General features: G+C 71.7%; 22 protein-coding genes, 1 tRNA gene and 1 riboswitch. Of the genes, 10 read left to right on the forward strand and 13 right to left on the reverse strand.

Annotated features, from left to right (window positions below):
- Both AAC134_RS19725 and AAC134_RS19730 read left to right on the forward strand, forming a co-directional pair.
- Positions 1–1,002 (forward strand): TIGR02186 family protein (locus AAC134_RS19725; RefSeq protein WP_339950846.1); only part of this gene is annotated, 1,002 nt, incomplete at its 5' end.
- A 78-nt stretch (positions 1,003–1,080) separates the two neighbouring features.
- On the forward strand, positions 1,081–1,479 hold the full coding sequence (locus AAC134_RS19730; RefSeq protein ID WP_339950847.1) for a PaaI family thioesterase: 399 nt from the start codon (positions 1,081–1,083) through the stop codon (positions 1,477–1,479).
- Positions 1,480–1,545: 66 nt separating this feature from the next.
- Here the strand turns inward: AAC134_RS19730 and AAC134_RS19735 are convergent, their stop codons facing one another.
- Positions 1,546–2,640 (reverse strand): hypothetical protein, encoded by a 1,095-nt coding sequence (locus AAC134_RS19735; protein ID WP_339950848.1) that lies wholly within the window; start codon positions 2,638–2,640, stop codon positions 1,546–1,548.
- 203 nt (positions 2,641–2,843) lie between these two features.
- Positions 2,844–2,923, forward strand: a riboswitch (SAM riboswitch).
- 76 nt (positions 2,924–2,999) lie between these two features.
- On the opposite strand from AAC134_RS19735, the gene metZ reads away from it, so the two are divergent.
- The 3 genes from metZ (at position 3,000) to AAC134_RS19750 (ending at position 7,554) form a co-directional block, all read left to right on the forward strand.
- Positions 3,000–4,196 carry an O-succinylhomoserine sulfhydrylase gene (gene metZ, locus AAC134_RS19740; RefSeq protein WP_339950849.1) on the forward strand — a complete coding sequence of 399 codons (1,197 nt, stop codon included), beginning with the start codon at positions 3,000–3,002 and terminating at the stop codon, positions 4,194–4,196.
- A 295-nt stretch (positions 4,197–4,491) separates the two neighbouring features.
- Complete coding sequence (locus AAC134_RS19745) at positions 4,492–5,949, forward strand: TrkH family potassium uptake protein (RefSeq protein WP_339950850.1); 1,458 nt, start codon at positions 4,492–4,494, stop codon at positions 5,947–5,949.
- A 168-nt stretch (positions 5,950–6,117) separates the two neighbouring features.
- Complete coding sequence (locus tag AAC134_RS19750; protein WP_339950851.1) at positions 6,118–7,554, forward strand: amidase; 1,437 nt, start codon at positions 6,118–6,120, stop codon at positions 7,552–7,554.
- Positions 7,555–7,675: 121 nt separating this feature from the next.
- Here the strand turns inward: AAC134_RS19750 and AAC134_RS19755 are convergent.
- The 9 genes from AAC134_RS19755 to AAC134_RS19795 form a co-directional block, all read right to left on the reverse strand.
- A tRNA-Gly gene (locus AAC134_RS19755) sits at positions 7,676–7,749 on the reverse strand.
- 152 nt (positions 7,750–7,901) lie between these two features.
- A complete protein-coding gene (locus tag AAC134_RS19760; RefSeq protein ID WP_339950852.1) occupies positions 7,902–8,603 on the reverse strand; it encodes an orotate phosphoribosyltransferase in 702 nt (233 codons plus the stop codon).
- A gap of 107 nt (positions 8,604–8,710) precedes the next feature.
- Positions 8,711–9,406: an FCD domain-containing protein gene (locus AAC134_RS19765; protein WP_339950853.1), complete on the reverse strand. Its 696-nt coding sequence runs from the start codon at positions 9,404–9,406 to the stop codon at positions 8,711–8,713.
- Positions 9,407–10,050: 644 nt separating this feature from the next.
- Positions 10,051–11,430, reverse strand: a complete 1,380-nt coding sequence (locus tag AAC134_RS19770) for a bifunctional enoyl-CoA hydratase/phosphate acetyltransferase (RefSeq protein WP_339950854.1) — start codon at positions 11,428–11,430, stop codon at positions 10,051–10,053.
- Between the two features lie 89 nt (positions 11,431–11,519).
- Entirely contained in the window at positions 11,520–12,323 is an 804-nt protein-coding gene (locus tag AAC134_RS19775) for a hypothetical protein (RefSeq protein ID WP_339950855.1), read from the reverse strand.
- Between the two features lie 35 nt (positions 12,324–12,358).
- Positions 12,359–13,210 (reverse strand): ABC transporter permease, encoded by an 852-nt coding sequence (locus tag AAC134_RS19780; protein ID WP_339950856.1) that lies wholly within the window; start codon positions 13,208–13,210, stop codon positions 12,359–12,361.
- Positions 13,211–13,223: 13 nt separating this feature from the next.
- On the reverse strand, positions 13,224–14,525 hold the full coding sequence (locus tag AAC134_RS19785; RefSeq protein ID WP_339950857.1) for an ABC transporter permease: 1,302 nt from the start codon (positions 14,523–14,525) through the stop codon (positions 13,224–13,226).
- A 129-nt stretch (positions 14,526–14,654) separates the two neighbouring features.
- The gene (locus AAC134_RS19790; RefSeq protein ID WP_339950858.1) at positions 14,655–15,794 is read right to left on the reverse strand and encodes an extracellular solute-binding protein; all 1,140 of its coding nucleotides are present in this window, start codon (positions 15,792–15,794) and stop codon (positions 14,655–14,657) included.
- A gap of 78 nt (positions 15,795–15,872) precedes the next feature.
- A complete protein-coding gene (locus tag AAC134_RS19795; RefSeq protein ID WP_339950859.1) occupies positions 15,873–16,958 on the reverse strand; it encodes an ABC transporter ATP-binding protein in 1,086 nt (361 codons plus the stop codon).
- A 320-nt stretch (positions 16,959–17,278) separates the two neighbouring features.
- Here AAC134_RS19795 and AAC134_RS19800 point away from each other — a divergent pair, with 320 nt between their 5' ends.
- Positions 17,279–18,199 (forward strand): LysR family transcriptional regulator, encoded by a 921-nt coding sequence (locus tag AAC134_RS19800; RefSeq protein ID WP_339950860.1) that lies wholly within the window; start codon positions 17,279–17,281, stop codon positions 18,197–18,199.
- 57 nt (positions 18,200–18,256) lie between these two features.
- Here AAC134_RS19800 and AAC134_RS19805 read toward each other — a convergent pair whose 3' ends face one another.
- The 3 genes from AAC134_RS19805 to AAC134_RS19815 form a co-directional block, all read right to left on the reverse strand.
- A complete protein-coding gene (locus AAC134_RS19805) occupies positions 18,257–18,991 on the reverse strand; it encodes an SDR family oxidoreductase (RefSeq protein WP_339950861.1) in 735 nt (244 codons plus the stop codon).
- A gap of 173 nt (positions 18,992–19,164) precedes the next feature.
- A complete protein-coding gene (gene pdxH, locus AAC134_RS19810; RefSeq protein WP_339950862.1) occupies positions 19,165–19,839 on the reverse strand; it encodes a pyridoxamine 5'-phosphate oxidase in 675 nt (224 codons plus the stop codon).
- Positions 19,840–20,020: 181 nt separating this feature from the next.
- A complete protein-coding gene (locus AAC134_RS19815; protein WP_339950863.1) occupies positions 20,021–20,992 on the reverse strand; it encodes a threonine dehydratase in 972 nt (323 codons plus the stop codon).
- Between the two features lie 231 nt (positions 20,993–21,223).
- Here AAC134_RS19815 and fabI point away from each other — a divergent pair, with 231 nt between their 5' ends.
- The 4 genes from fabI (at position 21,224) to AAC134_RS19835 (ending at position 25,491) form a co-directional block, all read left to right on the forward strand.
- Entirely contained in the window at positions 21,224–22,048 is an 825-nt protein-coding gene (fabI, locus tag AAC134_RS19820) for an enoyl-ACP reductase FabI (RefSeq protein ID WP_339950864.1), read from the forward strand.
- Positions 22,049–22,375: 327 nt separating this feature from the next.
- Positions 22,376–22,888 (forward strand): xanthine phosphoribosyltransferase, encoded by a 513-nt coding sequence (gpt, locus tag AAC134_RS19825; protein ID WP_339950865.1) that lies wholly within the window; start codon positions 22,376–22,378, stop codon positions 22,886–22,888.
- Positions 22,889–23,749: 861 nt separating this feature from the next.
- Positions 23,750–24,001: a GlsB/YeaQ/YmgE family stress response membrane protein gene (locus tag AAC134_RS19830; RefSeq protein WP_339950866.1), complete on the forward strand. Its 252-nt coding sequence runs from the start codon at positions 23,750–23,752 to the stop codon at positions 23,999–24,001.
- Between the two features lie 29 nt (positions 24,002–24,030).
- Positions 24,031–25,491 (forward strand): amidase, encoded by a 1,461-nt coding sequence (locus tag AAC134_RS19835; protein ID WP_339950867.1) that lies wholly within the window; start codon positions 24,031–24,033, stop codon positions 25,489–25,491.
- Positions 25,492–25,716: the final 225 nt, after the last annotated feature.

The raw sequence follows: 25,716 nt of genomic DNA on the forward strand, positions 1-25,716 counted from the left end.
TTGACCCCACGCGCCCCCCTTTCCCTGCGGCGCCTGGCCGCCGCGCTGGCGCTGACGGTCGCGCCGCTTGGCCCCGCCCCGGCCCAGCAGGCCCCCGCCCAGGTGGCGCAGGAGGTCAGCCCCGGCGCTCCGGCGCCGGCCGTGCGCAGCGCCCCGCGGACCGCGCCCGGCGAGCGTCCCGACGGCGAGGGCCCCGGCGAGGCCGCCCCCGGCCAGCGGGGCCCCGAGACGCCCGCCGGCGGCGGCCAGGTGGTGATCCTGCCCCAGGGCCGCGACGCGCCCCCCGAGGGCGGGGACGACGAGAAGGTCGTCGCCGCGCTCTCCCACAACCAGGTCTCGATCACCACGACCTACGCGGGGTCCGAGATCTTCGTGTTCGGCGCGGTGAAGCGCAGCCGCCCGGCGCGGGACGCGCGGCCCGACGTGATCGTGACCATCTCCGGCCCCGCCGGCCCGGTGACGGTGCGCCGCAAGGACCGCAGCTTCGGGGTCTGGGCGAACCGGGCCTCGACGGTGATCGACCAGGCGCCGGCCTTCTACGCCGTCGCCTCGACCGGGCCGCTCGACCAGATCCTGAGCGCCACCGAGAACCTGCGCCACCGGGTCAGCCTCGACCTGCAGGTGCGGGCGATCGGCGCAGCCTCCGACGTCGCCGACCCGGAGGTGTTCCGCGAGGCGGTGATCCGCCTGATGCGCCGCCGCGGGCTGTATGTCGAAGCGCCGATCGAGGTGGACGTGATCGAGGACACGCTGTTCGCCACCCATGTCGCCCTGCCCGCCAACATCGTCGAGGGCGACTACATCGCCCGGGTGTTCCTGCTGCACGAGGGGAGGGTGCTGGACCTGCACGAATCCATCGTCGGCGTGCGCAAGGTGGGGCTCGAGCGGTGGCTCTACGCCCTCTCGCGCGAGATGCCGCTGGCCTACGGACTGCTGGCTCTGGCGGTGGCGCTGGCGGCGGGCTGGGGGGCGTCGGAGGCCTTCCGGGCGCTGCGGCGATAGGGAGGACGGGCGCCTGCCGACAAAGGGCTGGCGGCAGGCCCGCCCCAGGATGACGCCCACATCGACCGAGGAGAGACCATGTCCGATCCCAACCCGTTCGAGGGGCGGCCGATGCCGCCCGCCGCCGCCACGTTGGGCCACCGCTTCGTGTCCTTCGACCGCGAGGCGATGACGATGTCGCTGGGCTTCGAGGCGCGCGAGGCGTTCGTGAACCCGATGGGCGTGGTGCAGGGCGGGTTCCTGACCGCGATGATCGACGACACCATGGGCCCGCTGGTGATGGCGCTGACCGGGCGCGTCGGGGCCACCATCGACCTGACCGTGCAGTTCCTGCGCGGCGTCCATCCCGGCCCCGTCACGACCACCGCCCGCGTCACCCGCATGGGCCGCTCGGTAGTGTTCCTCGAGGGCGAGCTGGCGGATTCCGAGGGGCGGATGAGCGTGCGCGCCACCTCCAGCTTCTTCCTGCGCGGCTGAGCGGCGGCCTGGGGCGACGCCCTGCGGCCCGGCCCCGCCGGTCGGGATGTGGAAAGCCAGGCCGCGTCAGGCGCCGGCCGCGAGATCGGGGCCGGGAAGCTCCCGCTCGGCCCCGATCGCGGCGCGGCGCAGGGCGGGCCAGGGACCGGCCCAGCCGCGGCGGGCCGCCGGCGCGGCGGCCGGATCCGGCGTCGCAGACGCGAGCGCCGGGACCAGCGGGGGCGCGAGGCGCGACCAGCGCGGAGCCAGACCCTCCGGCGCGCCGGCGGCCCGCAGGGCGAGGATCGACCAGTCGTGGCGCTCGCGCAGGATGGCGCGATGCAGGTCCATGGCGCCGGGGCGGTCGTAGAAGCTCCAGTGACAGACCCGCGGCGCGGCGTCGGCCAGCGGCACGCCCCGCGCCCGGGCCCAGTCGGCGAAGGCCGGCAGGTCGAGCTGAAGGTCGATCCAGTCGGCACGCGCCGCGCCCAGCCCAGCCCGGCCCAGCGCCTGCCGGCGCCGGCCGGCGAGGCGGGGGGCGGCGGCCTCGAACAGGGCGTCATAGGGATCGTTGTGGCGGGCGGCGATGTGGAAGACCTCGCCGCCCCGTCCGTCGCCGGCGGCCATGGCGGCGCGGGCCAGCCCCGCATCCTCGGCCGCGCCCAGCAGCAGCGCCCGGCCCAGCGCGGGGCGCACCCGCGGATCGGCCAGCGCCTGCAGCGCCACCCGCGCGCCCAGCGAATGGGCGAAGAGGTCCACCTTCAGATCCGGCCGCAGGACGTGGAGATGGGCGATCAGCGCCGCGAGGCTTTCGCCCGCCGCCGCCGCGCGGTCGTAGACCTCGGCGAAACCGTTGCGCCGGCCGCGCGCCAAGCTGGCGCCGTGGGCCGCCCAGGCGTCCCAGCCAAAGCCGATGCACAGCCCGTCGGCGGGATCGAGCCGCGAGAACCCCAGCTGCGCGGGCCAGTCCGCCCCGCTCGGCCCCTCGCCCGGCAGGCCATACAGCCAGGCGTGCGGGTCGCGGCCCCTCTCGAACGGGCGATACTTGTAGCCATGCGCCAGGATCGCCACCGGGGCGCCGGGGGGGATCGCCTCGACCGCGGGGGCAAGCGGCGCCGGCCGGCCACGCGCATCACGAACCAGGAGCTCCTCAGCCCTCGTCGTGACGTGCATCAGCGTCATGTCAGGGTTCCTGCTCGGCCGGGTGCGGACTGACGCCGCGTTGCTGGCCGGATACAGCCAGTCTGCAACACCGCGGTTTCCGTTTCGTGACCGATGCGCGACGCAGCGCGCGCTGCCCCCCGCGCGCCTCGCCGCCGCCCGGTTCCACACCCCACGCTTGTGGTCCAGCCAATCGCCCTTGACGGCTTGCCAAGGAGCGCCTAGGCCAAGGGCGTGGCGATTTGGCAGACCGGATTGCGGGCCACGTTAAAGAAACCGCTAAAGAGGTCGGGCGACGCCGCACCGCACGCATCGCGCCCCGATTTCCGAACACCGGTCGGGGCCGTCGGCAAGGGGCCGGGCGTTCGCCCGGGAGATGCATGACCGAACTCGACAAGACCGCGCGGGCGCTTTCGCCCCGCACCCGCCTCGTTCACGCCGGGACCTGGCGCAGCCAGCATGGCGAGATGTCCGAGGCGCTGTTCCTGACCCAGGGCTTCGTCTACGACACCGCCGCGGCGGCCGAGGCGCGCTTCCTGGGCGAGGACGAGGGCTTCATCTACGCCCGCTACGGCAACCCCACCGTGCGCATGTTCGAAGAGCGGATGATGGCGCTGGAGGGGGCCGAGGACGCCTTCGCCACCGCGAGCGGAATGGCCGCCGTCAACGCCGCCCTGTTCTGCCAGGTGAAGGCCGGCGACCACGTGATCGCGGCCAAGGCGCTGTTCGGCTCCTGCCTCTACATCCTCGAGACCCTGCTGCCCCGCTTCGGCGTCGAGGTGACGCTGGTCGAGGGCACGGACCCCGACGCCTGGCGCGCCGCCCTGCGCCCGGAGACGAAGGTGGCCTTCCTCGAGAGCCCCTCGAACCCGACGCTGGAGCTGATCGACATCGCCCAGGTCGCCGAGATCGTGCACTCGGTCGGCGCGCGCCTGGTGATCGACAACGTCTTCGCGACGCCGATGTACCAGCGCCCGCTGGAGCTGGGGGCGGACGTGGTCCTCTACTCCGCCACCAAGCACATCGACGGCCAGGGCCGCTGCCTCGGCGGCGTGGTGCTGGGGACGCAGGACTTCATCCGCAACGAGCTTGAGGGCTACATGCGCCACACCGGCGGCGCGCTGAGCCCGTTCAACGCCTGGGTGATGCTCAAGGGGCTCGAGACGCTGGACCTGCGCTGCCGCGCCCAGGCCGACAGCGCCGCCCATATCGCCGACATGCTGGCCGCCCATCCCCGCGTGACCAGGGTCCTCTACCCCGGCCGCGCCGACCACCCCCAGCACGAGCTGGCCCGGCGGCAGATGAGCTCGGGCGGGACCATGGTCGCCTTCGAGATCGAGGGCGGGCAGGAGGCGGCCTACCGCGTCCAGGACGCGCTGGAGATCATCAAGATCTCCAACAACCTGGGCGACTCCAAGAGCATCATCACCCACCCCTCGACCACCACCCACCAGCGCCTGAGCGAGGCGCAGCGTGAGGATCTGGGCATCTCCCGCGGGCTGCTGCGCCTGTCCTGCGGGCTGGAGGCGCCCGAGGACCTGGCCGCAGACCTCGAGCAGGCGCTGAGCCGCATCTGATCCGGCCTCGGCGCTCCATCGCCTCGAACGCCTCGGGTCCGTCCCGGGGCGTTCCGCGTCTCGGGGGCGGCGCTCCCCCCTCGGCCTGAGCGCGGCGCATTGAAATGCGCCCTACGGCCGGGGGACGGGGCGCCGCGGCGGGGCGGATGGCGCGGCGCCGGACGCTCCGCCCGCGGCCTGCCTCGCCCCGGGGCCGCCTCCCGCTCCGGCCTTTCCGCGCCACGCCGGCAGGGGTTTCGCATCACGACCGACGCTGCGCGTTGACAGGCGTGGGGGGCCGGGCGATGCAGGCTCGATGCCGGACCTGCGCGCCGCCCTACACCTGATCGGCTTGCTGGTCGCCGCCCTCGGCGCGACCATGGCGGCGCCGATGCTGGCGGACCTGCTCGAGGGCGACCCCAACTGGCGCGCCTTCGGCCTGGCGGGGTTCTTCACCGTGCTCTCGGGCGCCCTGGTCGCCGCGGCCGGAGGCGCCGACCGGACCTCGCTGACCAAGCAGGAGACCTTCCTGCTGACCACCCTGTGCTGGCTCCTGCTGCCGATCTTCGGCGCCCTGCCCTTCGTGCTGGGCGTGCCGCAGGCCACCCCGACCGACGCCTTCTTCGAGGCGATGTCGGGGTTCACCACCACCGGCTCGACCGTGTTCGTGGGGCTCGACGACATGCCGCCGGGGGTGCTGCTGTGGCGAGGCATGCTGCAGTGGTTCGGCGGCGTCGGCATCGTGGTCATGGCCATGGCCTTCCTGCCCGCGCTGCGCGTCGGCGGCATGCAGATCTTCCGCTCCGAGGCCTTCGACACCTTCGGCAAGATCCTGCCCCGCGCCGGCGAGATCGCGATGTCGATATCCTGGGTCTACGCCGGGCTGACGCTGCTGTGCATCCTTGCCTACGCCGCCTGCGGGATGAGCGTGTTCGACGCGGTGGTCCACGCCATGACCACCATCTCGACCGGGGGGTTCGCCAACTACGACGCCTCGCTGGGGCATTTCTCGGGCGTGGTCGAGTATGTCTCGGCGCTGTTCATGATGCTCGCCTCCCTGCCCTTCGTGCGGCTGGTGCAGCTCGCCTCCGGCGAGGCGCGCCCGATCTGGCGCGACCCTCAGGTGCGCGGCTTCATGGCGGTGATCTTCGGCTTCGCCGGCGCCGTCCTGCTGTATCGCATGGCGACCGACCCCGTTCCCCACGCCTGGGGGTTCGAGCAGCACCTGCGCGAGACGCTGTTCAACACCGTCTCGATCCTGACCGGCACCGGCTACGCGTCCGAGAACTACAACGAATGGGGCCCCTTCGCCGCCGCCGCCTTCTTCCTGATGGGCCTGGTGGGCGGCTGCGCGGGGTCGACCTGCTGCTCGGTGAAGATCTTCCGCTACCAGATCCTGCTGGCGGCGGTCGCCAGCCAGGTCCGCCGCATCCACTCCCCCCACGGGGTGTTCCAGACCCGCTGGGCCGGGCGGCCGGTGGACGAGGAGGTGATCTCCTCGGTGATGGGCTTCCTGTTCCTGTTCTTCATGACGCTGGCGGTGCTGGCGGTGGCGATGGGGATGCTGGGCCACGACATCGTCACCTCGGTCTCGGGCGCGGCGACGGCGCTGGCCAACGTGGGGCCGGGGCTGGGGCCGATCATCGGGCCCGCGGGGAATTTCGCCCCGCTCTCGGACGAGGCGAAGTGGATCCTCTCGCTGGGGATGCTTCTGGGGCGGCTCGAGCTGATGGCGGTCTACGTGATGTTCGTCTCGGCCTTCTGGCGGAACTGACCTGCGCGTAGGCGGGCGCGGGACGAAGACCGTCCCGATCCGCTCGGCGGGCCGCCGTCGGGACGTCGGCGCCGGCATGGCGAGAACGCGCGCGCATCCCGTCTCGACAGGGCGCGCGGGCCGTGGCCTCTTGCGGACACCCCCCTGCCAAAGCCTCCGGAGCCCGCCATGTCCCTCGATCCGCTGCGCCGCCATTCCGCCGTCGCGCTTCGCACGATGCTGCTGGCCCGCGAGATCTCGGCCGTCGAGTTGATGGAGGCGGTGCTCGCCGCCGCCGAGCGTCTGCAGCCCGGCCATAACGCCTTCATCACCCTGGCGCCCGAGGCGGCCATGGACGGCGCCCGCGCCGCCGACGCGGCCCTCGCGGCGGGCGAGGCGCCGGGCCTGCTGCACGGCCTGCCCTGCGCGGTGAAGGACATCGTCAACACGGCCGGGATGCGCACGACCTTCGGCTCCCTCCTGCACGCCGACAACGTGCCGACGCAGGACGCCGCGGCCGTGGCGCGGCTGCGGGGCGCCGGCGCGGTGATCTTCGGCAAGACCACGACCCCGGAGTTCGGGGCCAAGTGCCTGACCGACGCCCCCCTCTTCGGCAGGACCCCCAACGCCTGGAGCCTCGCGCATTCCTCGGGCGGCTCCTCGGGCGGGTCGGCGGTGTCGACGGCGCTGGGGATCGGGCCGATCGCGGTGGCGACCGACGGCGGCGGCTCGACCCGGATCCCGGCGGCCTGCAACGGCGTGGTGGGGCTCAAGCAGAGCCTGGGCGCCATCGCCCACAGCCAGGCGCCCGACGCTTTTGGCAACTACACCTACGTGACCCCGATGACCCGCGACGTCGCCGGCACGGCGCTGATGCTTCAGGCGATGGCCGGCCCGCACCCCAGCGACCCCTGGTCGGTGGGCGTGCCGGTCCCCGACTACCTCGCCGCCGCGCGGCCCGAGGGCGACCTCGCGGGCAAGCGCATCCTGTTCTGCGCCGCGCCTCCGGGCAAACCGATCTCGGACGCGATGCAGGCCGCCTTCGACGCCGCGCTGGGCCGCCTTGCCGATCTCGGCGCAGAGCTGATTCCCTTCGACGGCGCCGGCCTCGACGTCGAGCCGATCTGGCGGGCGATCAACCACACCACCTGGCGCGCCCGCTTCGGGCCCATGGCCGAGGCCGACGGCGACCGCATGACCCCCTCGCTGCTGCGACAACTGGCGCTGGCCGGGGACGTCTCGGGCGTCGACTATCAGCAGGCGATGTTCGACCGCGCCGCCCTGTTCCGCCGGGTCCAGGAGCTGTTCGAGCGGGCGGATTTCCTCGTCACCCCCACGCTCTCGCGCGCCGCGCCGGGCATCGGCCAGGACCTGTTCGACCCGCTCGAGATCGACGGCGTCGCCTATCCCGACATGCGCCCGAACTGGTTCCCCTGGTGCATGCCCTTCAATCTGACCGGCCATCCCGCGATCAGCCTGCCCTGCGGCTTCACCCCGGAGGGCCTGCCCCTGGGCCTGCAGATCGTGGGGCCATTCCGCCAGGACGCCGCCCTCCTGCGCGCCGCGGCCCTGTTCGAGGCCGCTTCGGCCCTCCTCGACCGCTGGCCCGAGGCCGCCTTCGCCTGAGCGTCGTTCACAACATCGGCGGCCGTCGTCAGCTCCGCTGAATTGCGGACTGCGGGCAAGGGACGTCGCGACGCTCCTGCCAGGGAAAGCGCGGCGCGGGTGGGTCCGGATGGGGATCGGTTGGAGCGGGCAGCGGGAATCGAACCCGCAACAAGAGCTTGGAAGGCTCGTGTGATACCTTTTCACCATGCCCGCGAACCGCCCCACGGGTTAGCCCCGCGCGCGGTCGACGTCAACAGGCCGCGCAGGTCAGCCGCGACGCCGAGCCGGGCCGACCGCGACCGCGACGGACGGCAGCGCGAGACCGGCGCGGACTCCGCCCGGCCGAGGGGCGAGGTCCGCGCGCGTCATTCCGGACCGGCCTTGCCGCCATGGGCGGCGGACCAGCCGTAGGGGTCGTTCAGGAAGGCCTCGACAGCGTCCAGGGTCTTGGCGTCGAAGGTCCGGCCCAGGTGGGCGCCGGTGCGGGCCACGGCGAGCACGTCGCGCCAGGTGGTCAGCTGGTGCAGGGCCAGGCCGTGGGCGGCGAGGTTTGCGCGCGCGTCCGGAAAGATGTCGTAGTAAAAGATCACCAGCGTGTCGGTGCAGGCCGCGCCGGCCTCGCGCAGGGCGTTGGCGAAGGTGAACTTCGAGCCGCCGTCAGTGGTCAGGTCCTCGACCAGGAGGACGTTGGCGCCCTCCTCGAAATGGCCCTCGATCTGGGCCCCGCGGCCGAACCCCTTGGGCTTCTTGCGCACGTAGAGCATCGGCAGGCCCAGTCGCTCGGCGATCATCGCGGCCCAGGGAATGCCGGCGGTCTCGCCCCCCGCCACCGCGTCGAACTTCTCGAACCCGCCGTCCGACAGCGCGCGGGCCGCGGCCATGTCCATCAGCGCCGAGCGCACGCGGGGGAACGAGATCGGCTTGCGGCAGTCGACATAGACCGGGGCCGCGAGGCCGGAGGTGAAGATGTAGGGCTCGTCGGCGCGGAAGTTCACCGCCTCGATCTCCAGCAGCATGCGCGCGGCCAGCGCGGCGGCCGTCTCGGGGTCCTGGAAGGCGAAGCTCATGGGGCGGTCTCCTGCGCGAGCGGGGCGGATCGGACGCGGGCCGGCGGGGCCCGAAACCCGATTACCCCGTCGCCGGAGCGGAGGGAAGCGGGGGCGAGGAGGCGCGGTCAGCGGGCGATCGTGTCGGCGCCGGCGGGCTCGGCGCGCTCGGCCACGGTCAGCAGGTGGGCGCGCATCGTGGCGGCGGCGGTCTCGGGGTCGCCGGCGGCGATCGCTCCGATCACCGCATCGTGGTCGCAGCGGCCGTGGAGCCCCGAGACGTCGCGCCAGTCCGCGGCCTCGATCGCGCCGCGCCAGGCGTCGCCGGCGCGGGCGGCGTCCAGCGCCTCGTAGGCGGCCAGCAGGCCCGGATTGGCGGCCGCCACGGCGATCAGCCGGTGCAGGGCGCCGCCCCAGAGTTCGGTCGCGTCCACGTCGCCGGCCGCCAGTTCGCGCTGCGAGCACAGGCGCATCAGTCGGATGTCCTCGGGCCGGGCGCGCAGGGCGGCGAGGGCGGCGAGCTCGGGCTCCAGCCTCAGGCGCGCCTCGAGCAGGCCGCCGACCGGGGTCAGCGGAGCGGGGCGCCGGTCCGGCAGATTGACGAACAGCGCGTCGCCGCGATTGCGCCAGACGACGCCCTCGGCCTCCAGCACCTCGAGCGCGCGGCGCAGGGGCTGGCGGCCGACGCCGAGGCGACGGGCCAGCGAGGGTTCGGAAGGCAGGCGCCCGTCGGGACGCTCGATCCCCGCGGCCAGCAGGGCCCGCAGGGCGGCGAGCGCGCGGCCGGAGTGCATCGGCTCGCCGCCAGCGTCCGTGGTGCTCACCGTGATCCGCCCCTCTTCCGCGCGCTCGCACGATTCTCGTGTGAGCTGGCGAAATGTGGCGCGCTGCAACGAACGGCGAAACCGCCGCGTGCCGCTGTGCGGTTTTCAGCCGTCGTATTGTGACGGTGAAGACACGTTCATGAATGCGGCGCGTCCATCATGCGGAATGCCGGAGACCCCGGCGGCGGGGGTCCGCGGCCCTGTGTCGGCCGGACAGACGGCGCGGGCGCCTGCGGCGCGTCGCGATCGGAGGTCGGAGGGCCGGGCGCCCCCTCCACAGCGGGCGCGCCCGAGAACGAGCCGGGCGACCGCCCCGGAGCCAGGGCGGGATCGACGGAGGCGATCGCGGGCGCAGACGGCCCCGGATGGCGGACGTTGCCCGATGCGATCGGGGCGTCCCTCGCTCCGCCCGCCCCCATGCCCGGCAAGAAGGCGGCCTCGACGCCAAGCGGCGCCGCGATCAGAGCCAGAACCAGGGCCAGCGTCAGACGCGCCCTGAACCATCCGCCCGCCCAGGGGCGGCGGCGCGGCGACAGGTCGGGCCGAGGCATCGCGATCCTCCTCGTCGGTCGGAGCGAATCCAAAGCCGAGGATGAGAACGAATGCTTTGCGAAGGGTTTACGCCCCGCGCCAGCCCCGCCCCGCTACCGCGCGCCGGCGGCGAAGGCCCGGCACAGCGCCGCAACCGCGCAGGAGGCGAGCCGCGCCTTGGGCCCGTCGGCCCGCGAGGTCAGCACGATCGGCGCCCGCGCCCCCATCACCACGCCGGCGGCCTCGGCATGGGCGATGTAGCTGAGCTCCTTGGCGATCATGTTGCCGGCGTCGAGGTTGGGGGCGATCAGCACCTCGGCCTGACCGGCCACCAGCGACTTGATCCCCTTGGTGCGCGCGGCCCCGAGATCCACGGCGTTGTCCATCGCCAGCGGCCCGTCCACCAGCCCGCCGGTGATCTGGCCCCGCTCGGCCATCTTCGAGAGCAGCGCCGCGTCGATCGAGGACGGGATCGCGGGGTTCACGATCTCGACCGCCGAGAGCACCCCGACTTTCGGCACCTCGATGCCGATGGCGCGGGCCACGTCGATGGCGTTGCGCACGATGTCGGCCTTGGTCTCGAGGTCAGGGGCGATGTTGATCGCGGCGTCCGAGATCAGCAGCGGGTGCGGCAGGCCGGGCACGTCCATCACGAAGACATGGGTCAGCCGCCGCCCCGCCCGCAGCCCCCGGTCGCGGTCCAGCACCGCGCGCAGCAGGTCGTCGGTGTGCAGCGCGCCCTTCATCAGCGCGGCCGCCCGACCCTCGCGCACCAGCATCGCCGCGGTCTCGGCGGCGGCTTCGTGGTCCATCGCCGCGACGATCTCGAACTCGTCGAGCGAGGCGCCCAGCTCCTGGGCCGCGGCGGCGATCTTGTCGGGGTCCCCGACCAGGATCGGGATCGCCAGCCCCTCGTCGGCCGCCTCCAGCGCGCCGGCGAGAGAGACGGCGTTCTCCGGCGCCGCCACCGCCATCACCACGGGGCCAAGCGCGCGGGCCTGCGCAATCAGGCGATCGAAATGCAGGTGACGCTGGACGATCAGGCCGGGGATCTCGTCCTCGGCGAAGCTCATCTTCACGAGGGGGGCGCGGACCACGGCCTCGCCGCCCATCAGGGCGACGCCGTCGACGCGGTCGACCTCGACGCGCAGGCGGATGCGGTTCTCGGGCTCCTTGGCGATCACCTCGGCGCGCGCAACCAGCTGGTCGCCGGCCTGGGCCACGCCCATCCAGCGAACCGAGAGGGACTCCATCGCCACGCCCGGGCCCGGCAGCTCCCACCCCAGCAAGCCCGAGATCAGCGAGGCGACCCACATCTGGGGGGCCTGCGCCTCGTTCACCCCGTCGCCGTCGCCGTCGCGGTCGGCAAGATGCATCGGGTTGTGGTTGCCCGAGCAGTGGGCGAAGGCGAACAGGTCGTCGGCCGCGCACAGGCGGGGCGTCTCGGCCCGGTCGCCCACGCGGATCTCGTCGTAGGTGCGGTTCTCGTGCATGGGGGCTTCCTTGGGGGACGTCGCGGCGCACCCTAGGCGAAGATCGGCGGCGGGTCCTTGACGGCGATCAAGGGGCGGAGACCGCGCCGTTACCCGCAGTTTGCGTCGGGATGCAGGCGGATCAGGTTGGAGAGCCGCTCAAGCCCCTGCCGGTCGAGGAACCCGCAGGAGTAGGAGGCCCCGCGCACGCCGTCGCCGGCCGCGGCGCTCTGGGCGCCCGTCCGCTCACAGAAATCGTAGCTGCCCATGTCGAGGTTCATCGCCATCGCCGGGGCGTGCAGGCGGGCGAGCTCCTCGGCGGCCTCGTGCAGGGTCAGGGCGCGGGCGCCGCTCTGCCAGATCGCCAAAGCGCCGTCGCTGTCCTGGAACAGGATCCGGCGGATGGCGGCGGGCGCGCTCTCGACCGGGCGCAGGTCCAGTTCTCCGTCGCGGATCAGAAGGTGCGACTGCAGGGCCGAGGCGCCGGCGGTCTTCGCCGCGGCGACGAAGGCGCGGCGGCCCTCGAGGTCGGTCAGATCGAAGCTGGCGCCCGCGACCTGCGCCGAGGGGGCAGACAGGATGCGGGCCGCGCCGTCGGCCTCGATCACCAGCAGCCCGTCCATACGCCCGTATTCCAGGCTGATCGCCTGGCCGCGATGCAGGAAAAGGCCAACGGGCTTGGGCTTGCCTGCGTCGCGCTTGTCGGTGGCGGTGTAGGCGCCGGTGACGGTGAGGGCGGCGGCCTCGGCGTCCAGCGCCTCGGCCTCCTCGGGCATCAGCAGCAGGTCCATCGCGCCGGGCCCGGGACAGGCCGAGGCCAGCACCCCCTCGCCCTCGGGCGCGGCGGCGGCGTGGGGCGCCGCCAACAGAACGGCGGCGAGGAGACAGGCTCCTCGCCGCACATGGGATCGCATCGCCGCCCGCCCGGCCGGAAACGGAGGCGCCATGGTCAGCCGGGACTCATGCCGCGCAGCCGCTCCGAGCGACGGCGCAGGATCTCCAGCGTCACCAGCAGGATCACGGACACGCTGACCAGCAGCGTCGCCACCGCCAGGATCGTGGGGCTGATCTGCTCGCGCAGGCCGGTGAACATGCGCCAGGGCAGCGTCTGCTCGCCGGCCGAGCCGAGGAACAGGATAACCACCACCTCGTCGAACGAGGTGATGAAGGCGAACAGCCCGCCCGAGATCACGCCCGGCAGGATCAGCGGCATCTGCACCTTGAAGAAGGTGCGCACCGGCCCCGCCCCCATGTTCGCCGCCGCCCGGGTCAGGGAGCGGTCGAAGCCCACCAGCGTGGCGGTGACGGTGATGATCACGAAGGGCGTGCCCAGCGCGGCGTGGGCCAGCACCACGCCGAACCAGGTGCCCTGCAGGCCGATCCGGGAATAGAAGAAATACATCCCCGCCGCCGAGATGATCAGCGGCACGATCATCGGCGAGATCAGGATCGCCATCACCGTGCCGCGGAACGGCATCTTGCCCGAGGAGAGCCCGATCGCCGCCAGCGTGCCGAGCGACACCGACAAGAGCGTCGCCGCCGGGGCGATCGAAAGCGAGTTCCACAGCGCCTGCTGCCAGGCGTCGTTGTAGAAGAAGTCGCGATAGTGCTCGAGCGAGTAGGCGTCCGCCTCCAGCGCCAGCATGCCGGGGGTGAAGGTGAAGTAGGGCAGCGCGTTGAAGCTGAGCGGGATGATGATGATGATCGGGAAGATCAGGAAGAACAGGATCAATCCGCAGATCACCCGGAAGCTGTAATACCAGATCCGCTGACCCGTCGTCGCATAGGGCTGAAGCGCCATTGTCGTGTCTCCCTCAGCCCAGCTTCACGTTGTCGATGCCCACGATCTTGTCGTAGAGCCAGTAGAGCCCCATCACCAGGATCAGCAGCAACGATCCCAGCGCCGCCGCCAGTCCCCAGTTCAGCGAGGTGGAGATGTGGAAGGCGATGCGGTTCGAGATGAAGGTGCCGTCGGTGCCGCCCACCAGCTCGGGCGTGATGTAGTAGCCGATGGCCAGGATGAAGACGAGGATCGCCCCCGCGCCGATGCCGGGCACCGACTGCGGGAAGTAGACCCGCCAGAAGGCGGTCCAGTCCGTCGCGCCCAGCGATTTCGCGGCGCGCAGATACGACGGCGGGATCGTCTTCATCACCGAATACAGCGGCAGCACCATGAACGGCAGCAGGATATGCGTCATCGCGATGATGGTGCCGGTCTGGTTGTTGATCATCACCAGGCGACTGCTGTCGGAGATCAATCCGATCCCGACCAGGATGTCGTTGATCACCCCCTGCTCCTGCAGCAGCACCTTCCAGGCCGAGGTGCGCACCAGCAACGAGGTCCAGAACGGCAGCAGCACCAGGATCATCAGCAGGTTGGCGCTGCGCGCGGGCAGGTTGGCGAGCAGCCAGGCCACCGGATAGCCCAGCAGCAGGCACGACAGGGTGATGGTGCAGGACAGCAGGATCGTGCGCCAGAACAGCTTGAGGTAGATCTGCTCGAACTCCGGCGCCATCTCGACCCCGCCGGGGGTCAGGCGCATGTCGGCGGCCTGCAGGAAGTAGCCCCAGGTGTAGCGGGGCGCGAAGGTCTTGATCACCGCCCAGGGCTCGACCTCGCCCCAGTCCTCGTCGAGATCCACGAACTGCGGCTTCAGCGGCTGGTCGAGGTCGAACCGGCCCAACCGTCGCTCGTTGGTCTTGCGGAACAGCGACGACATCCCCGATTCCTCATAGTTGAGGCGGGAGCCGAGGCGGGTGTGAATCTTGAGGTCGGTGGCGACGAGCATGTCGTCGTAAAAGGCGCGGTAGACCGGCTCGCCGGGGGCGCCGGTCTCGGGATCCCAGTCGTCGAGCGCCTCGACGGTCTTGGGCAGGGTGTCGGCCACAATCTCGTTCTGGACCGAGCGGAACAGCATGTCCGCGATCGGCGCGATGAACGACAGCAGCACGAAAATCAGCAGCGGCGCCACCAGCAGGAAGGCGCGCAGGCGGGCGCGGGCCTCGGAGCGGCGGATGGATTTCTTCAGCGGTGTGCCGTCGGCGGCCAGAAGCTGTCCGGAGGCGCTCCGGTGCTCCTCGGGCGCGATATCCCCGTTCGCGGTCGCCTCGGCCATGCGTGATCCCCTCGCAGCGTCGGTGAATGACTGGAACTGAAGCGGGCGGGCCGCGGGCGGCCCGCCCGGAAGTCGTCGGCTGCGTCAGCCCCCGGGCCCGCGAGGGGCCCGGGAGGCGCAGTCTTCAGCTCAGCGCAGCAGCCAGGCCTGGAACTTGGCGTCCAGGTCGTCCCGGTAGTCCGCCCACCACTCGTAGTTGTAGAGGAAGGTGTTGGTGGCGTTCTCGGGGTTGGTCGGCATGTGCGGAGCCATGTCGATGCCCAGCTCGGCATGCTGGCCGACCAGCGGGGCCGAGGACTGACGCGCGGGGCCGTAGGAGATGTACTTGGCCTGATCCGCCAGACGCTGCGTGTCGGTGGCGAAGTTCAGGAAGTGCATCACCCGGGCCAGGCGGTCCTCGGGCAGGCCGGCGGGCACGATCCAGCCGTCGAGGTCATAGACCTGCGCGTCCCACATCATGGCGACGGGCTGGTCCTGCTCCTCGATCAGCGCGAAGAGACGGCCGTTGTAGGTCGAGCCCATCACGATCTCGCCGTCGGCGAGCAGCTGCGGGGTCTCGGCGCCGGCCGACCACCACACGACGCTGTCCTTGATCTCGTCGAGCTTGGCGAAGGCCTTGGCCTGCCCCTCTTCGGTCTCGAGCGTGTCGTAGATGTCTTCCTTGGCGACGCCCGAGCAGAGCAGCGCCCACTCCATGTTGTTGATCGGACGCTTCTCGAGCGAGCGCTTGCCCGGGAAGGCCTCCAGATCGAACACGTCGCAGATGTCGTCGGGGGTCTCGCCGTTCCACTCGGCCACGTCGGTGCGGTAGCCGAAGGTGGTCGAATAGGCGATCTGCGGAATGAAGCACTCCGACACGATCATCTCGCCGAAGTCCTCGGTGGCCGAGGTCCCGTCGGGCGCCGCGGCGAGCACCTCGTCGAAGTCGATCTCCTGGGCCAGACCCTCGTCGCACAGGCGCATGGCGTCGGAGGCGACCACGTCGACCAGATCCCAGGTCACGTTGCCGGCCTCGTCCATGGCGCGCAGCTTGGCCACGGCCTCGTTGGAGGACTCGTCCCACACGAAGTTGGTGCCGGTCAGCTCGGCATAAGGCTCGGAATAAGCCTGCTGCTGAGAGTTCTGGTAGGCGCCGCCCCAGGACACGACGGTCATCGAATCGGCGCAGCCCTCGCAGGCGGGCAGCTCGTCGGCGGCGTATGCGGCGCCGGCCACAGCCGCGCCGGCGATCCCCGCGCCGGCCATCATCATCTTGAGCTTGAGGCTCATGAGGTTACTCCCAGTTGCGATGCCCGATCGTGTCTTCGCGGCGGCGCGCCTTCGGGCGGCGACGCGCCTCGGCCTCGCTCAGGCGGCGTCCAGAGCGCGGCAATCCTCGGCGACCCAGGACAGCGAGGCCGTCTCTCCCACCGCCAGCATGTCGTGGCGGGAGGCGTTGGGCACCTTCACAACGAAGTCGTTGTTGCCCAGCACCTGCATCCGCACGCGGATATGGTCGCCGAGGTAGATCAGTTCCTTCACCTTGCCAGACACGCCCCACTCGCCCGGCTTGGCGAAGGTGACGCGCTCGGGGCGCAGGCTGAGGCGGGTCTTCTCGCCGGGGCCGCCGCAGTTCACCGCCAGCGCCTGGCCGACGGATCCGTCGAGGAACTCGACCTTCACGTAGTCGCCGTCGCGCTCGGCGACGGTGGCGTCGAGGGTGTTGTTCTCGCCGATGAACTGGGCGACGAAGCTGTTGTCGGGCCGCTCGTAGAGGTCGGGCGGCGGGGCGAGCTGCTGGATCTTGCCGTCGTTGAACACCGCGATGCGGTCGGACATCGTCAGCGCCTCGGACTGGTCGTGGGTCACGTAGACGACCGTCACGCCCAGCTGCTCGTGGATGTGCTTGATCTCGAACTGCATCTGCTCGCGCAGCTGCTTGTCGAGCGCGCCCAGCGGCTCGTCCATCAGCACCAGCTCGGGGTCGAAGACCAGGGCGCGCGACACCGCCACGCGCTGCTGCTGGCCGCCCGAAAGCTGGGCGGGACGGCGGCCGCCGAAGTCGCCCATCTGGACCATGTCGAGGGCGCGCTTCACGCGCGTCTCGATATCGTCCTTGCCCATCTTGCGCACCTGCAGGGGGAACGCGAGGTTCTCGGCCACCGTCATGTGCGGGAACAGCGCGTAGTTCTGGAACACCATGCCGATGCCGCGCTTGTGCGGCGGGACCGAGTTGATCGGCTTGCCGTCCAGCTTGATCTCGCCGTAGGTCGCGGTCTCGAATCCCGCGAGCATCATCAGGCAGGTGGTCTTTCCGGAACCCGACGGGCCCAGCATGGTCAGGAACTCGCCCTTGCCGATGCCGAGGTTCAGGTCTTTGACGACGAGGGTTTCGCCGTCATAGCTCTTCTGCACGCGATCGAACTCGACGAAGGCGTCGTTGCTTCCGTTCATGCGTCTTCCCTGTCGTTTGCGGCGGCGCCCTCTGCGGGGTCTTGGGCCTGCAGGCGCAAGCTAAACATGCGGCTGCGGCGCCGCACAACCCCGCCACCGTCTATTTTGTGAAGGAAAACGACCTCGGGGTCGCCGGCCTGCGGGCCGCATCCTCCTGCGGGGACGACATTCTCGCCAGAACTTGCCGCGTCGCAATGATGAACGAAAAAACTCAGATGAACGAATGGCTTCGCTTTCGTCGATTATGGTCGCAGCGGCATCGCGGCGATTGACGATCGCCCCGATCGAGGCGACTTTGGTTGCATTGCAGCGGAGGTGTCATGGATCGGCTGAGCGAGATGGAGGCCTTCGTGCGCGTCGTGGACCTTGGCGGGTTCACCGACGCCGCGCGGAAGATGGGCCTCTCGAAATCGGCGGTGTCCAAGCACGTCGCCTCCCTGGAGGACCGGCTGGGCGCGCGTCTGCTCAACCGGACCACCCGCCGCGTCAGCCCGACCGAGATCGGGCTCGCCTTCTACGACCGCGCGATCCGCGTCCTGGCCGAGGCCGAGGAGGCCGACGCCATGGTCTCGACCATGCAGGACAATCCGCGCGGAGAGCTGCGCATCTCGGCCCCCTTCTCCTTCGGGATCCGGGCGCTGGCGCCGGCGATCACGGATTTCCTGGGGAAGTACCCCGACATCTCGGTGCACATGGTGCTCGACGACCGCTTCGTGGAGCTGGTGGCCGAGGGCTTCGACCTCGCGATCCGTATCGGCGACCTGCCCGATTCCTCGATGCGCGCGCGCAAGCTCGCCGACGCCGAGGTGATGGTGGTGGCCAGCCCCGCCTATGTGGCCGCCCACGGGGCGCCGGCCTCGGTGCAGGACCTCGCCTCGCACAACCTGCTGCACTACTCGAACCTCAGCTCCGGCAACGTCTGGCGCCTGTCGGGCCCCGGCGGGCAGGAGCGGCAGGTGCGCGCGGTCGGCCGGCTGACGATCAACAACGGCGACGCCCTGCGCCAGGCGGCGGCGGACGGGCTGGGCATCGCCATGCTGCCCGACTTCATCGTCGGCGACGCGGTGGCGACCGGCGAGCTGGTCGAGCTGGTCCCCGAATCCCGCCGCCCGCCGCTGGGCGTCTACGCCGTCTACCCCCAGGGCCGCTTCCCGCAGCCCAAGCTGCGCGCCTTCATCGACCACATGGTCGAGGCGTTGAAGGAGACCTGCGGCGCCGGCGAAAGCCGCGCGGCCGAGTAGCGCGCAGGCCGCCCCCCTCCCGCGCCCGTCCCGCCAGCGCCCTGCCCGGCCGCCCGCTCAGACGTGCTGGCCGCCGTTGATCTCGATCTCGACGCCGGTGACGTAGGAGCTTTCGGCCGTGCACAGGTAATAGATCGTGCGCGCCACCTCTTCGGGTTTGCCGAGGCGGCGCAGCGGCAGGTTCTCGGCCATCTTCTCGGTGCCGGGCGAGAGGATCGCGGTCTCGATCTCGCCGGGCGCGATGGCGTTCACGCGCACGCCGAGCGGGCCGAAGTCATGGGCCATCTCGCGGGTCAGCGCCGCCAGCGCCGCCTTCGAGGTGGCGTAGGCCGCGCCCGCGAACGGGTGCACCCGGGCGCCGGCGATCGAGGTGACGTTGACGATCGCCCCCTGCGCGGCGGCGAGCTCGGCGCGCAGGCCGCGGGCCAGCACCACGGGGGCGAAGAAGTTGACGTGGAACACCTTTCCCCAGTCGCGCAGGTCGGTGGTCAGGGTGTTCAACCGCTCCCCCTGCGGCCCCTTGGGCGAGATGCCGGCGTTGTTGACCAGCGCCTCGAGCCGTCCGCCGGGCAGCCGGGCGCGGATCTGGGCGACCGCGTCCATGGTGGACTGGGGGTCGGCGAGGTCGAGCTGAATGTGGTCCTCCTCGCCCATCTCCCAGGGACATTCCTCGGGGAAGGGATGGCGCGAGCAGGTGATCACGCGCCAGCCGGCGGAGGCGAAGCGCTTCACGGTGGCGTGGCCGATCCCGCGCGAGGCGCCGGTCAGCAGCAGGGTCTTGCGATCGGGCATGTCGGGCTCCCGGGGCCGAGTCGGCCCCTGCAACGGTCGCGTCGGATCACGCAGTCCGCCGGGCGCGGATGCAACCCCCGGCGACCCGGCCGCGGCGGCGCGTCGCCGGGTGGCGCGAGGGGCGCCGCGTCGCCCTGGCCCCGCCGGGAGGGTCGGGGCGACGGAACGCGGGCTCAGGGGTTCAGGCGACGCACGGTCCAGGTCCGCGCCTCGGGGCTCTCGCGGCGCCACTGGAAGCGGTCGTGGAGGCGGTGGGCGCCGTCGGCCCAGAACTCGATCTCGACCGGCCGCACCCGGAAGCCGCCCCAGAAAGGCGGCCGCGGCGGGTTCAGCGGGTGGCGCGCGGCGATCTTGGCGACCTCGCCCATCAGATGCCCGCGGGAGCTGAGCGGGCGCGACTGCTCCGAGGCCCAGGCCCCCAGCCGCGACTGCAGCCCACGCGAGGCGTAGTAGGCGTCCGCCTGCGGCCCGTCCTCCTTCTCGACCACCCCGCGCACCCGCACCTGGCGGCGCAGGCTCTTCCAGTGCAGCAGCAGCGCGGCCTTGCCGGTCGCGGCCAGCTCCCGCCCCTTGGCCGACCCGTAGTTGGTGTAGAACATGAACGCCCCGCCGGAGGGCGCGGCCGCGCCCTCGATCTCCTTGAGCAGCACCATGCGCGAATTGGGCATCCCGTCGGCGTCGACGGTGGCGAGGCTCATGGCGTTGCCGTCGTTGATCTCGGCGGCGAAGGCCTCCTCCAGCCAGGCCTGGGCGAGGGCGAAGGGATCGCTCCCGGCAAACTTGCCCTCGCGCGTCTCCGTCTCCTCGAGGACGAACGGGGCGGGGGCGACGGTCGCGTCGGCGGGCATGGCGGCTTCCTCCATCAGGCCCTGCATAGGTCGCGCTCAGCCCCCGCCCCGTCAAGCCCGCGCCGCCCTTCAGGGTTTCGCGCCCCGGCGCCCCGCCCGAACCTTGCGCGGCCCCTGGTCTCTGGCGAGCTCCCGAAGCGGCCTCCCCGCAGCCCCCGCCCCCTTCTGGGGGCCGCCCTGCTCAGACCCTCGGCGTCCGTCCGCCCAGCACCGCCTGGAACTGGCTCGCGTCCACGTTCCCGCCCGAGAGCACCGCCGCCACCTTGCGCCCGGCGATCCGCTCGCGCTCCGACAGCAGCCCGGCGGTCGCCACGGCGCCGGCGCTTTCGGCCACGTTGTGCGTGTCCGCGAACAGCGCCCGCATCGCCTCGGCCACCGCGTCCTCGCTGACGGCGATCACTCTTGCGGCGCCGCGAAGCAGGATCTCGAGCGCCTCGGGCGAGGGCACGCGGCAGGCGACGCCGTCGGCGAAGGTGGGCGCGGTCTGCGTCGACACCGCGTGTCCCGCCTCGAAGCTCAGCGCGTAGGCCGGCGCCGTCTCGGCGACCACGCCTACGATCTCGGTCTTCAGGCCCAGCCGGTCGCGCGCCTCGATCAGGCCGCAGCAGCCCGAGCCCATGCCGACGGGGACATAGATCGTGTCGAGGTCCGGGACGGCGCGCATCAGCTCCAGCGCGTAGGTGGCGACGCCGCGCACCAGCAGCGGATGGAAGGGGCCGATGGCGTGCAGGTCCTCGGCCGCGGCGACGCGCATCGCCTCGATCCGGGCGGCCTCGAAATCCTCGCCATGCTCGATCACCTCCGCGCCCCAGGCGCGCATGGCGGCGTTCTTCTCGACCGAGTTGCCGTGCGGGACCCAGACCTTGACCGGAATGCCGTGGCGGCGGGCCGCGAAGGGGATCGACTGGCCGTGGTTGCCGCGCGTGGCCGTGGCGATCCCCGGCGCCCCGCCGCGCCGCCCGAGATCGTCGAGGTAGACCAGCCCCCCGCGCAGCTTGAAGGCGCCCGCGGGGGTGTGGTTCTCGTGCTTCAGCCAGACCTCGGCCCCCGCCCGCGCGCACAGCAGCGGCCAGGCGTATTGCGGGGTCGGGGGCATCACGGCGTGCACCAGTTCCGCCGCCGCCTCGAGCTGCGCAAGGTCGAACAGGGCCATGGGGATATCCTCGATCACGATCTTCGCGCGGAGCCTAGCCAACCCCGCCGCCCCGCGCCAGAGACCGGAGGCCCGCCCGCGCGCCTCCCCCTGCCCGGCCCGCGCCGGGAGGGGCCCCGGACCGGTCCCGCAGGGGGTCCGACCGTAACACTCTGAAACGTCCCGCGCCTTGATGACCGTTGGAAATTCGCATAGAGCCTCCGGCCACGAAAGAAGCCGGAGGAGCGGGGCATGAGCGGTCTTATGGAGGGCAAGCGGGGCCTGATCATGGGCGTCGCGAACGACAAGTCGCTCGCCTGGGGCATCTCGAAGGCCTGCGCCGACCAGGGCGCGGAGCTGGCGTTCACCTACCAGGGCGATGCCCTGAAGAAGCGCGTGCAGCCGCTGGCCGCCTCGGTCGGCTCGACGCTGACGATGCCCTGCGACGTGACCGACGCGTCCTCGATCGACGCGGCCTTCGCCGAGATCGAGAAGACCTGGGGGCGGCTCGATTTCCTGGTCCACGCCATCGGCTTCTCCGACAAGTCGGAGCTGCGCGGGCGCTACGTCGACACCTCGGCCGAGAACTTCGCGCGGACCATGGACGTCTCGGTCTACTCGTTCACCGCGGTCGCGCAGCGGGCCGAGAAGCTGATGGGCGACGGCGGCTCGATGCTGACGCTGACCTACTACGGCGCCGAGCGGGTGATGCCCCATTACAACGTGATGGGCGTGGCCAAGGCGGCGCTCGAGGCCTCGGTGCGCTACATGGCGATGGATCTCGGGCCGCGGAACATCCGGGTGAACGCGATCTCGGCCGGGCCGATCAAGACGCTGGCGGCCTCGGGGATCGGCGACTTCCGGTATATCCTGAAGTGGAACGAGCTGAACTCGCCCCTGCGCCGCAACGTGACGATCGAGGATGTGGGCAAGTCGGGGCTCTACCTGCTGTCGGACCTCGGCTCGGGCGTGACGGGCGAAACGCACCACGTCGACGCCGGCTACCATGTGGTCGGCATGAAGGCCGAAGACGCGCCCGACATCGACGTGGCGGTGAAGGCCAAGTCCGCCGACTGATCCCGCGAGGACGCGCGCGGCGTCCCGACCTTCGCAACCGGCGCCTTGCGTTCGCGGAGGAAGCGCCGCGCGACACGCGCGCCCGTCGCAACCCTCGCGCCCGCGGCGCAGGCCCGGCGGCCCGCCAGGGGCGACCGTCGCCAGGCGCGCAGCGTCGGGACGCGCCGCGGGAGAAGCGCCTGCGATCGGCGGGACCTGCTCGCGGCGCCTGGCTGCCCGAGGGCGACCCCGAGGCAGGCCCGGACCCCATCCCGGCCCTCCACATCTTGCCCGAGGCCGCGCACGACGCTAGGGGACATCCCGAGCGCCCCCGCAGGAGACCCGAGCATGAGCCCCACCGACAGCCGCCTGCCCCACGAGAAGGGTTTCCACGTCAGCTGGGACCAGATCCACCGCGACAGCCGCGCGCTGGCCTGGCGGCTGGACAAGCGCGGCCCCGGCGAGGGCGGCGCCTGGAAGGCGGTGGTGGCGATCACCCGCGGCGGCATGGCCCCGGCGATGATCCTGGCGCGCGAGCTCGACATCCGCATCGTCGACACGATCTCGGTGAAATCCTACAACCACCAGGACCAGATGGACGCCCAGGTCCTCAAGGCGCCCGAAGCCGAGCTGATGGGCGAAGGCGAGGGCATCGTGGTGGTCGACGACCTGGTCGACAGCGGCAAGACGCTGGAACTGGTCCGCCGCCTCTACCCCAAGGCGCATTTCGCCACCGTCTACGCCAAGCCCAAGGGCCGGCCGATGGTCGACACCTTCATCACCGAGGTCAGCCAGGACACCTGGATCTTCTTCCCCTGGGACATGGCCCTGCAGTACGTGGCGCCCTACCGCGGCGTCTGACCGCGACAGCGCCGCAAGCCGCGAAGGCGAGGCGCCGGACCAGCGGCTCCGGCGCCTGCGCGCGCGAAACGCTGCGCCATACGACAACGCGGTCCGGACGCCTGTCGGCGTCCAGACCCTGCGCACGGTCCCGAGCGCACAATCCTGAGCGCACGATGCGCACGATTCTGAGAGAAGATGACGGTCCCGCGGGCCTCCCCATAGCCCGCGGGACCTGAGCCGCAGTTCAGCGCTTCGCCGTCTTGCCGCCACGGCGGAGATCTGAACGCGCGGCGTCCGTTTGCGGCGATTCAGGCGTCGGACGATCGCCCGCGACCTGATCACCGAATTCCGTTCGCTGTAGCAAGGCGCTCCGTCCCGCCTGAGCGCAACGCGGGTTCACCTGCCATTCACCTAGTCCTAAAGCGATTCCCTCCGTCGGCGCCAGAGTTTTCTTTGAAACGAAATGTATATCTACCGGCGACAGACGTTCATTTGCATGACTCAATCCAGAGTTGCAACCCCGCGTCGGAGGGCATTTTCCCTCCCGTTCCGGGCCCTTGCTTCGCCGACCGCCCCTCGGAGCCAAAGAAAAAAGCCGCGCCCGAAGGCGCGGCCAGTCGACAGGGAGGAGTGCAGGCGCAGCCCATGTCGCGCCTGCAAGACAGACATTCGCCCAAAAAGGTTAACGCAACGTGACGTCAACGCGATCGCGCGGGAAGGCCCGGCCCGCTCCGACGCGGCGCCGCCTTGACCCCGACCGCCGCGGACCGGATTGTCGTCGCCTCGCCCCCCGCCGCCGCGACGCCGGAGCTCCGACGCCCGCGGATCGGCCCCGCATCCCCTCGCCCCCCAGCGGCGAGGGCAGCGCAGGAGATCCCCATGGAAGACATCGGCTGGCTTGCATTCCTGGTCGTGGGCCTCGCGGCCGGCTGGATCGCCGAGAAGGTGATGAAGCGCGACCACGGCCTGCTGACCAACCTGGTCGTCGGCATCGTGGGAGCCTACCTCGGCGCCTATCTCTTCGGCGTCCTTGGCTTCGATCTCGGCGACGACTTCTTCGGCCGCCTGGTCACCGCCACCGCCGGCGCCGTGGCGCTGCTGGCGATCATCAACCTCGTCCGCCGGGCCTGAGCCCGGCCGTCGCGAACCCCAGGACCCCCATGACCGACATTCTCGAAGCCGGCGGCGCCAAGCTCGCCCCCCTGATCCGCGCCGGCGAGGTCTCTGCGCAGGAGGTGATGCGCGCCCATCTCGACCGCATCGCCGCGGTGAACGGGGACCTGACCGCGGTCATCTCCCAGCGCGATCCCGACGCGTGCCTCGCCGAGGCCCGCGCCGCCGACGCCGCCCGCGCGGCCGGCGAGCCGCTGGGCCCCCTGCACGGCCTGCCGATCGCGATCAAGGACCTGACGGCGACCAAGGGCCTGCGCACCACCATGGGCTCGCCCCTCTACGCCGACCTGGTGCCCAACGCCGATTCCCCGATGGTCGCGCGGATCCGGGTGGCCGGCGCGCTGATCGTGGGCAAGACCAACACGCCCGAGTTCGGGCTCGGCTCGCACACGATGAACCCGATCTTCGGGGCGACGAAGAACCCCTGGGATCGCTCGCGCTCGGCTGGCGGGTCGTCGGGCGGGGCAGCGGTGGCGCTGGCGATGCGGATGCTGCCGATCGCCGACGGCTCGGACCAGATGGGCTCTCTGCGCAACCCGGCGGGGTGGAACAACGTCTTCGGCTTCCGTCCCTCCTGGGGGCGGGTGGCCAACGACTCCAGCTTCGACCTCTACGCCCACCAGCTCTCGACCGAGGGGCCGATGGGCCGCTCGGTGGCCGACATGGCGCTGCTGCTGGACGTGCAGGCGGGCTACCAGCCCGAGGCGCCCCTCTCCCACGGCAAGCGCGACGTGTTCGCGCCGGGGTTGGCCACGGACGACCCGCGCGCCTGGGCCAAGGGCCTGCGCATCGGCTGGATCGGGGACTGGAACGGCGGCTGGCCGATGGAGCCGGGAATCCTCGAGACCTGCGAGGCGGCGCTGAAGGTCTTCGCGTCCCTCGGCGCCGAGGTGGTCCCTCTGGTCCCCGACCACTCGCGCGAGGAGCTCTGGGACAGCTGGACCACCCTGCGCCACTGGGGCGTCGCCGCCCGCTCGGCGCCGGAATACGAGAACCCCGAGCGCCGCAAGCTGCTGAAACCCGAAGCGATCTGGGAGATCGAGGCCGGCCTCGCCCTCTCGGCGATGGACATTCACCGCGCCAACGTCCAGCGCGCCCGCTGGCACCGCAAGCTCCTGAAGATCTTCGAGAGCGTGGACCTCCTCGCGATGCCCTCGGCCCAGGTCTGGCCGTTCCCGATCGACGAGCGCTGGCCGCAGGAGATCGCGGGCGTGAAGATGGACACCTACCACCGCTGGATGGAGTGCGTCCTTCCCACCTCGCTCAGCGGCCGCCCCGCGGTCTGCGTCCCTGCAGGCTTCGGTCCCGCCTCCTCTCCCGGCGCCGGCCTGCCCATGGGCCTGCAGCTGATGGGCGCCCCGCGCGGCGACCTCGAGGTCCTGCGCGCCGCCGCCGCTTTCGAGGCCGAGGCCGACTGGACCCGGCGCGCCCCGCCCGAGCCGGCCTGACGGCCCGCCCCCAGCAGGAAGGGCGCGCCCCCGCGCGCCCTCCCCCGCCAGCCCTCTCGCGCCGCCGCCCGCCACGGCGCCCGGGCCGCCGCCTGCCCCGGTCGCAAAGCGCCTGTTCTCCGGAGCCGTCTCTCGCTGATGCCGGAAAGAGCGACTCGCCCCGCCCGGTCAAGGATCGCCGCAGGCGACCGGCCGCAGGCCGGCTTGTCCTTGACCGGGCGGGGC

This window comes from uncultured Albimonas sp., from assembly GCF_963977235.1.
In the GTDB taxonomy this organism is placed as follows: domain Bacteria; phylum Pseudomonadota; class Alphaproteobacteria; order Rhodobacterales; family Rhodobacteraceae; genus Albimonas.

Bases quoted from the DNA above. Each gene is read 5' to 3' on its own strand.
- AAC134_RS19730 (WP_339950847.1), top strand. From the start codon at position 1,081: ATGTCCGATCCCAACCCGTTCGAGGGGCGGCCGATGCCGCCCGCCGCC.
- AAC134_RS19735 (WP_339950848.1), bottom strand. From the start codon at position 2,640: ATGACGCTGATGCACGTCACGACGAGGGCTGAGGAGCTCCTGGTTCGT.
- metZ (WP_339950849.1), top strand. From the start codon at position 3,000: ATGACCGAACTCGACAAGACCGCGCGGGCGCTTTCGCCCCGCACCCGC.
- AAC134_RS19745 (WP_339950850.1), top strand. From the start codon at position 4,492: ATGCCGGACCTGCGCGCCGCCCTACACCTGATCGGCTTGCTGGTCGCC.
- AAC134_RS19750 (WP_339950851.1), top strand. From the start codon at position 6,118: ATGTCCCTCGATCCGCTGCGCCGCCATTCCGCCGTCGCGCTTCGCACG.
- AAC134_RS19760 (WP_339950852.1), bottom strand. From the start codon at position 8,603: ATGAGCTTCGCCTTCCAGGACCCCGAGACGGCCGCCGCGCTGGCCGCG.
- AAC134_RS19770 (WP_339950854.1), bottom strand. From the start codon at position 11,430: ATGCACGAGAACCGCACCTACGACGAGATCCGCGTGGGCGACCGGGCC.
- AAC134_RS19775 (WP_339950855.1), bottom strand. From the start codon at position 12,323: ATGCGATCCCATGTGCGGCGAGGAGCCTGTCTCCTCGCCGCCGTTCTG.
- AAC134_RS19780 (WP_339950856.1), bottom strand. From the start codon at position 13,210: ATGGCGCTTCAGCCCTATGCGACGACGGGTCAGCGGATCTGGTATTAC.
- AAC134_RS19785 (WP_339950857.1), bottom strand. From the start codon at position 14,525: ATGGCCGAGGCGACCGCGAACGGGGATATCGCGCCCGAGGAGCACCGG.
- AAC134_RS19790 (WP_339950858.1), bottom strand. From the start codon at position 15,794: ATGAGCCTCAAGCTCAAGATGATGATGGCCGGCGCGGGGATCGCCGGC.
- AAC134_RS19795 (WP_339950859.1), bottom strand. From the start codon at position 16,958: ATGAACGGAAGCAACGACGCCTTCGTCGAGTTCGATCGCGTGCAGAAG.
- AAC134_RS19800 (WP_339950860.1), top strand. From the start codon at position 17,279: ATGGATCGGCTGAGCGAGATGGAGGCCTTCGTGCGCGTCGTGGACCTT.
- AAC134_RS19805 (WP_339950861.1), bottom strand. From the start codon at position 18,991: ATGCCCGATCGCAAGACCCTGCTGCTGACCGGCGCCTCGCGCGGGATC.
- pdxH (WP_339950862.1), bottom strand. From the start codon at position 19,839: ATGCCCGCCGACGCGACCGTCGCCCCCGCCCCGTTCGTCCTCGAGGAG.
- AAC134_RS19815 (WP_339950863.1), bottom strand. From the start codon at position 20,992: ATGGCCCTGTTCGACCTTGCGCAGCTCGAGGCGGCGGCGGAACTGGTG.
- fabI (WP_339950864.1), top strand. From the start codon at position 21,224: ATGAGCGGTCTTATGGAGGGCAAGCGGGGCCTGATCATGGGCGTCGCG.
- gpt (WP_339950865.1), top strand. From the start codon at position 22,376: ATGAGCCCCACCGACAGCCGCCTGCCCCACGAGAAGGGTTTCCACGTC.
- AAC134_RS19830 (WP_339950866.1), top strand. From the start codon at position 23,750: ATGGAAGACATCGGCTGGCTTGCATTCCTGGTCGTGGGCCTCGCGGCC.
- AAC134_RS19835 (WP_339950867.1), top strand. From the start codon at position 24,031: ATGACCGACATTCTCGAAGCCGGCGGCGCCAAGCTCGCCCCCCTGATC.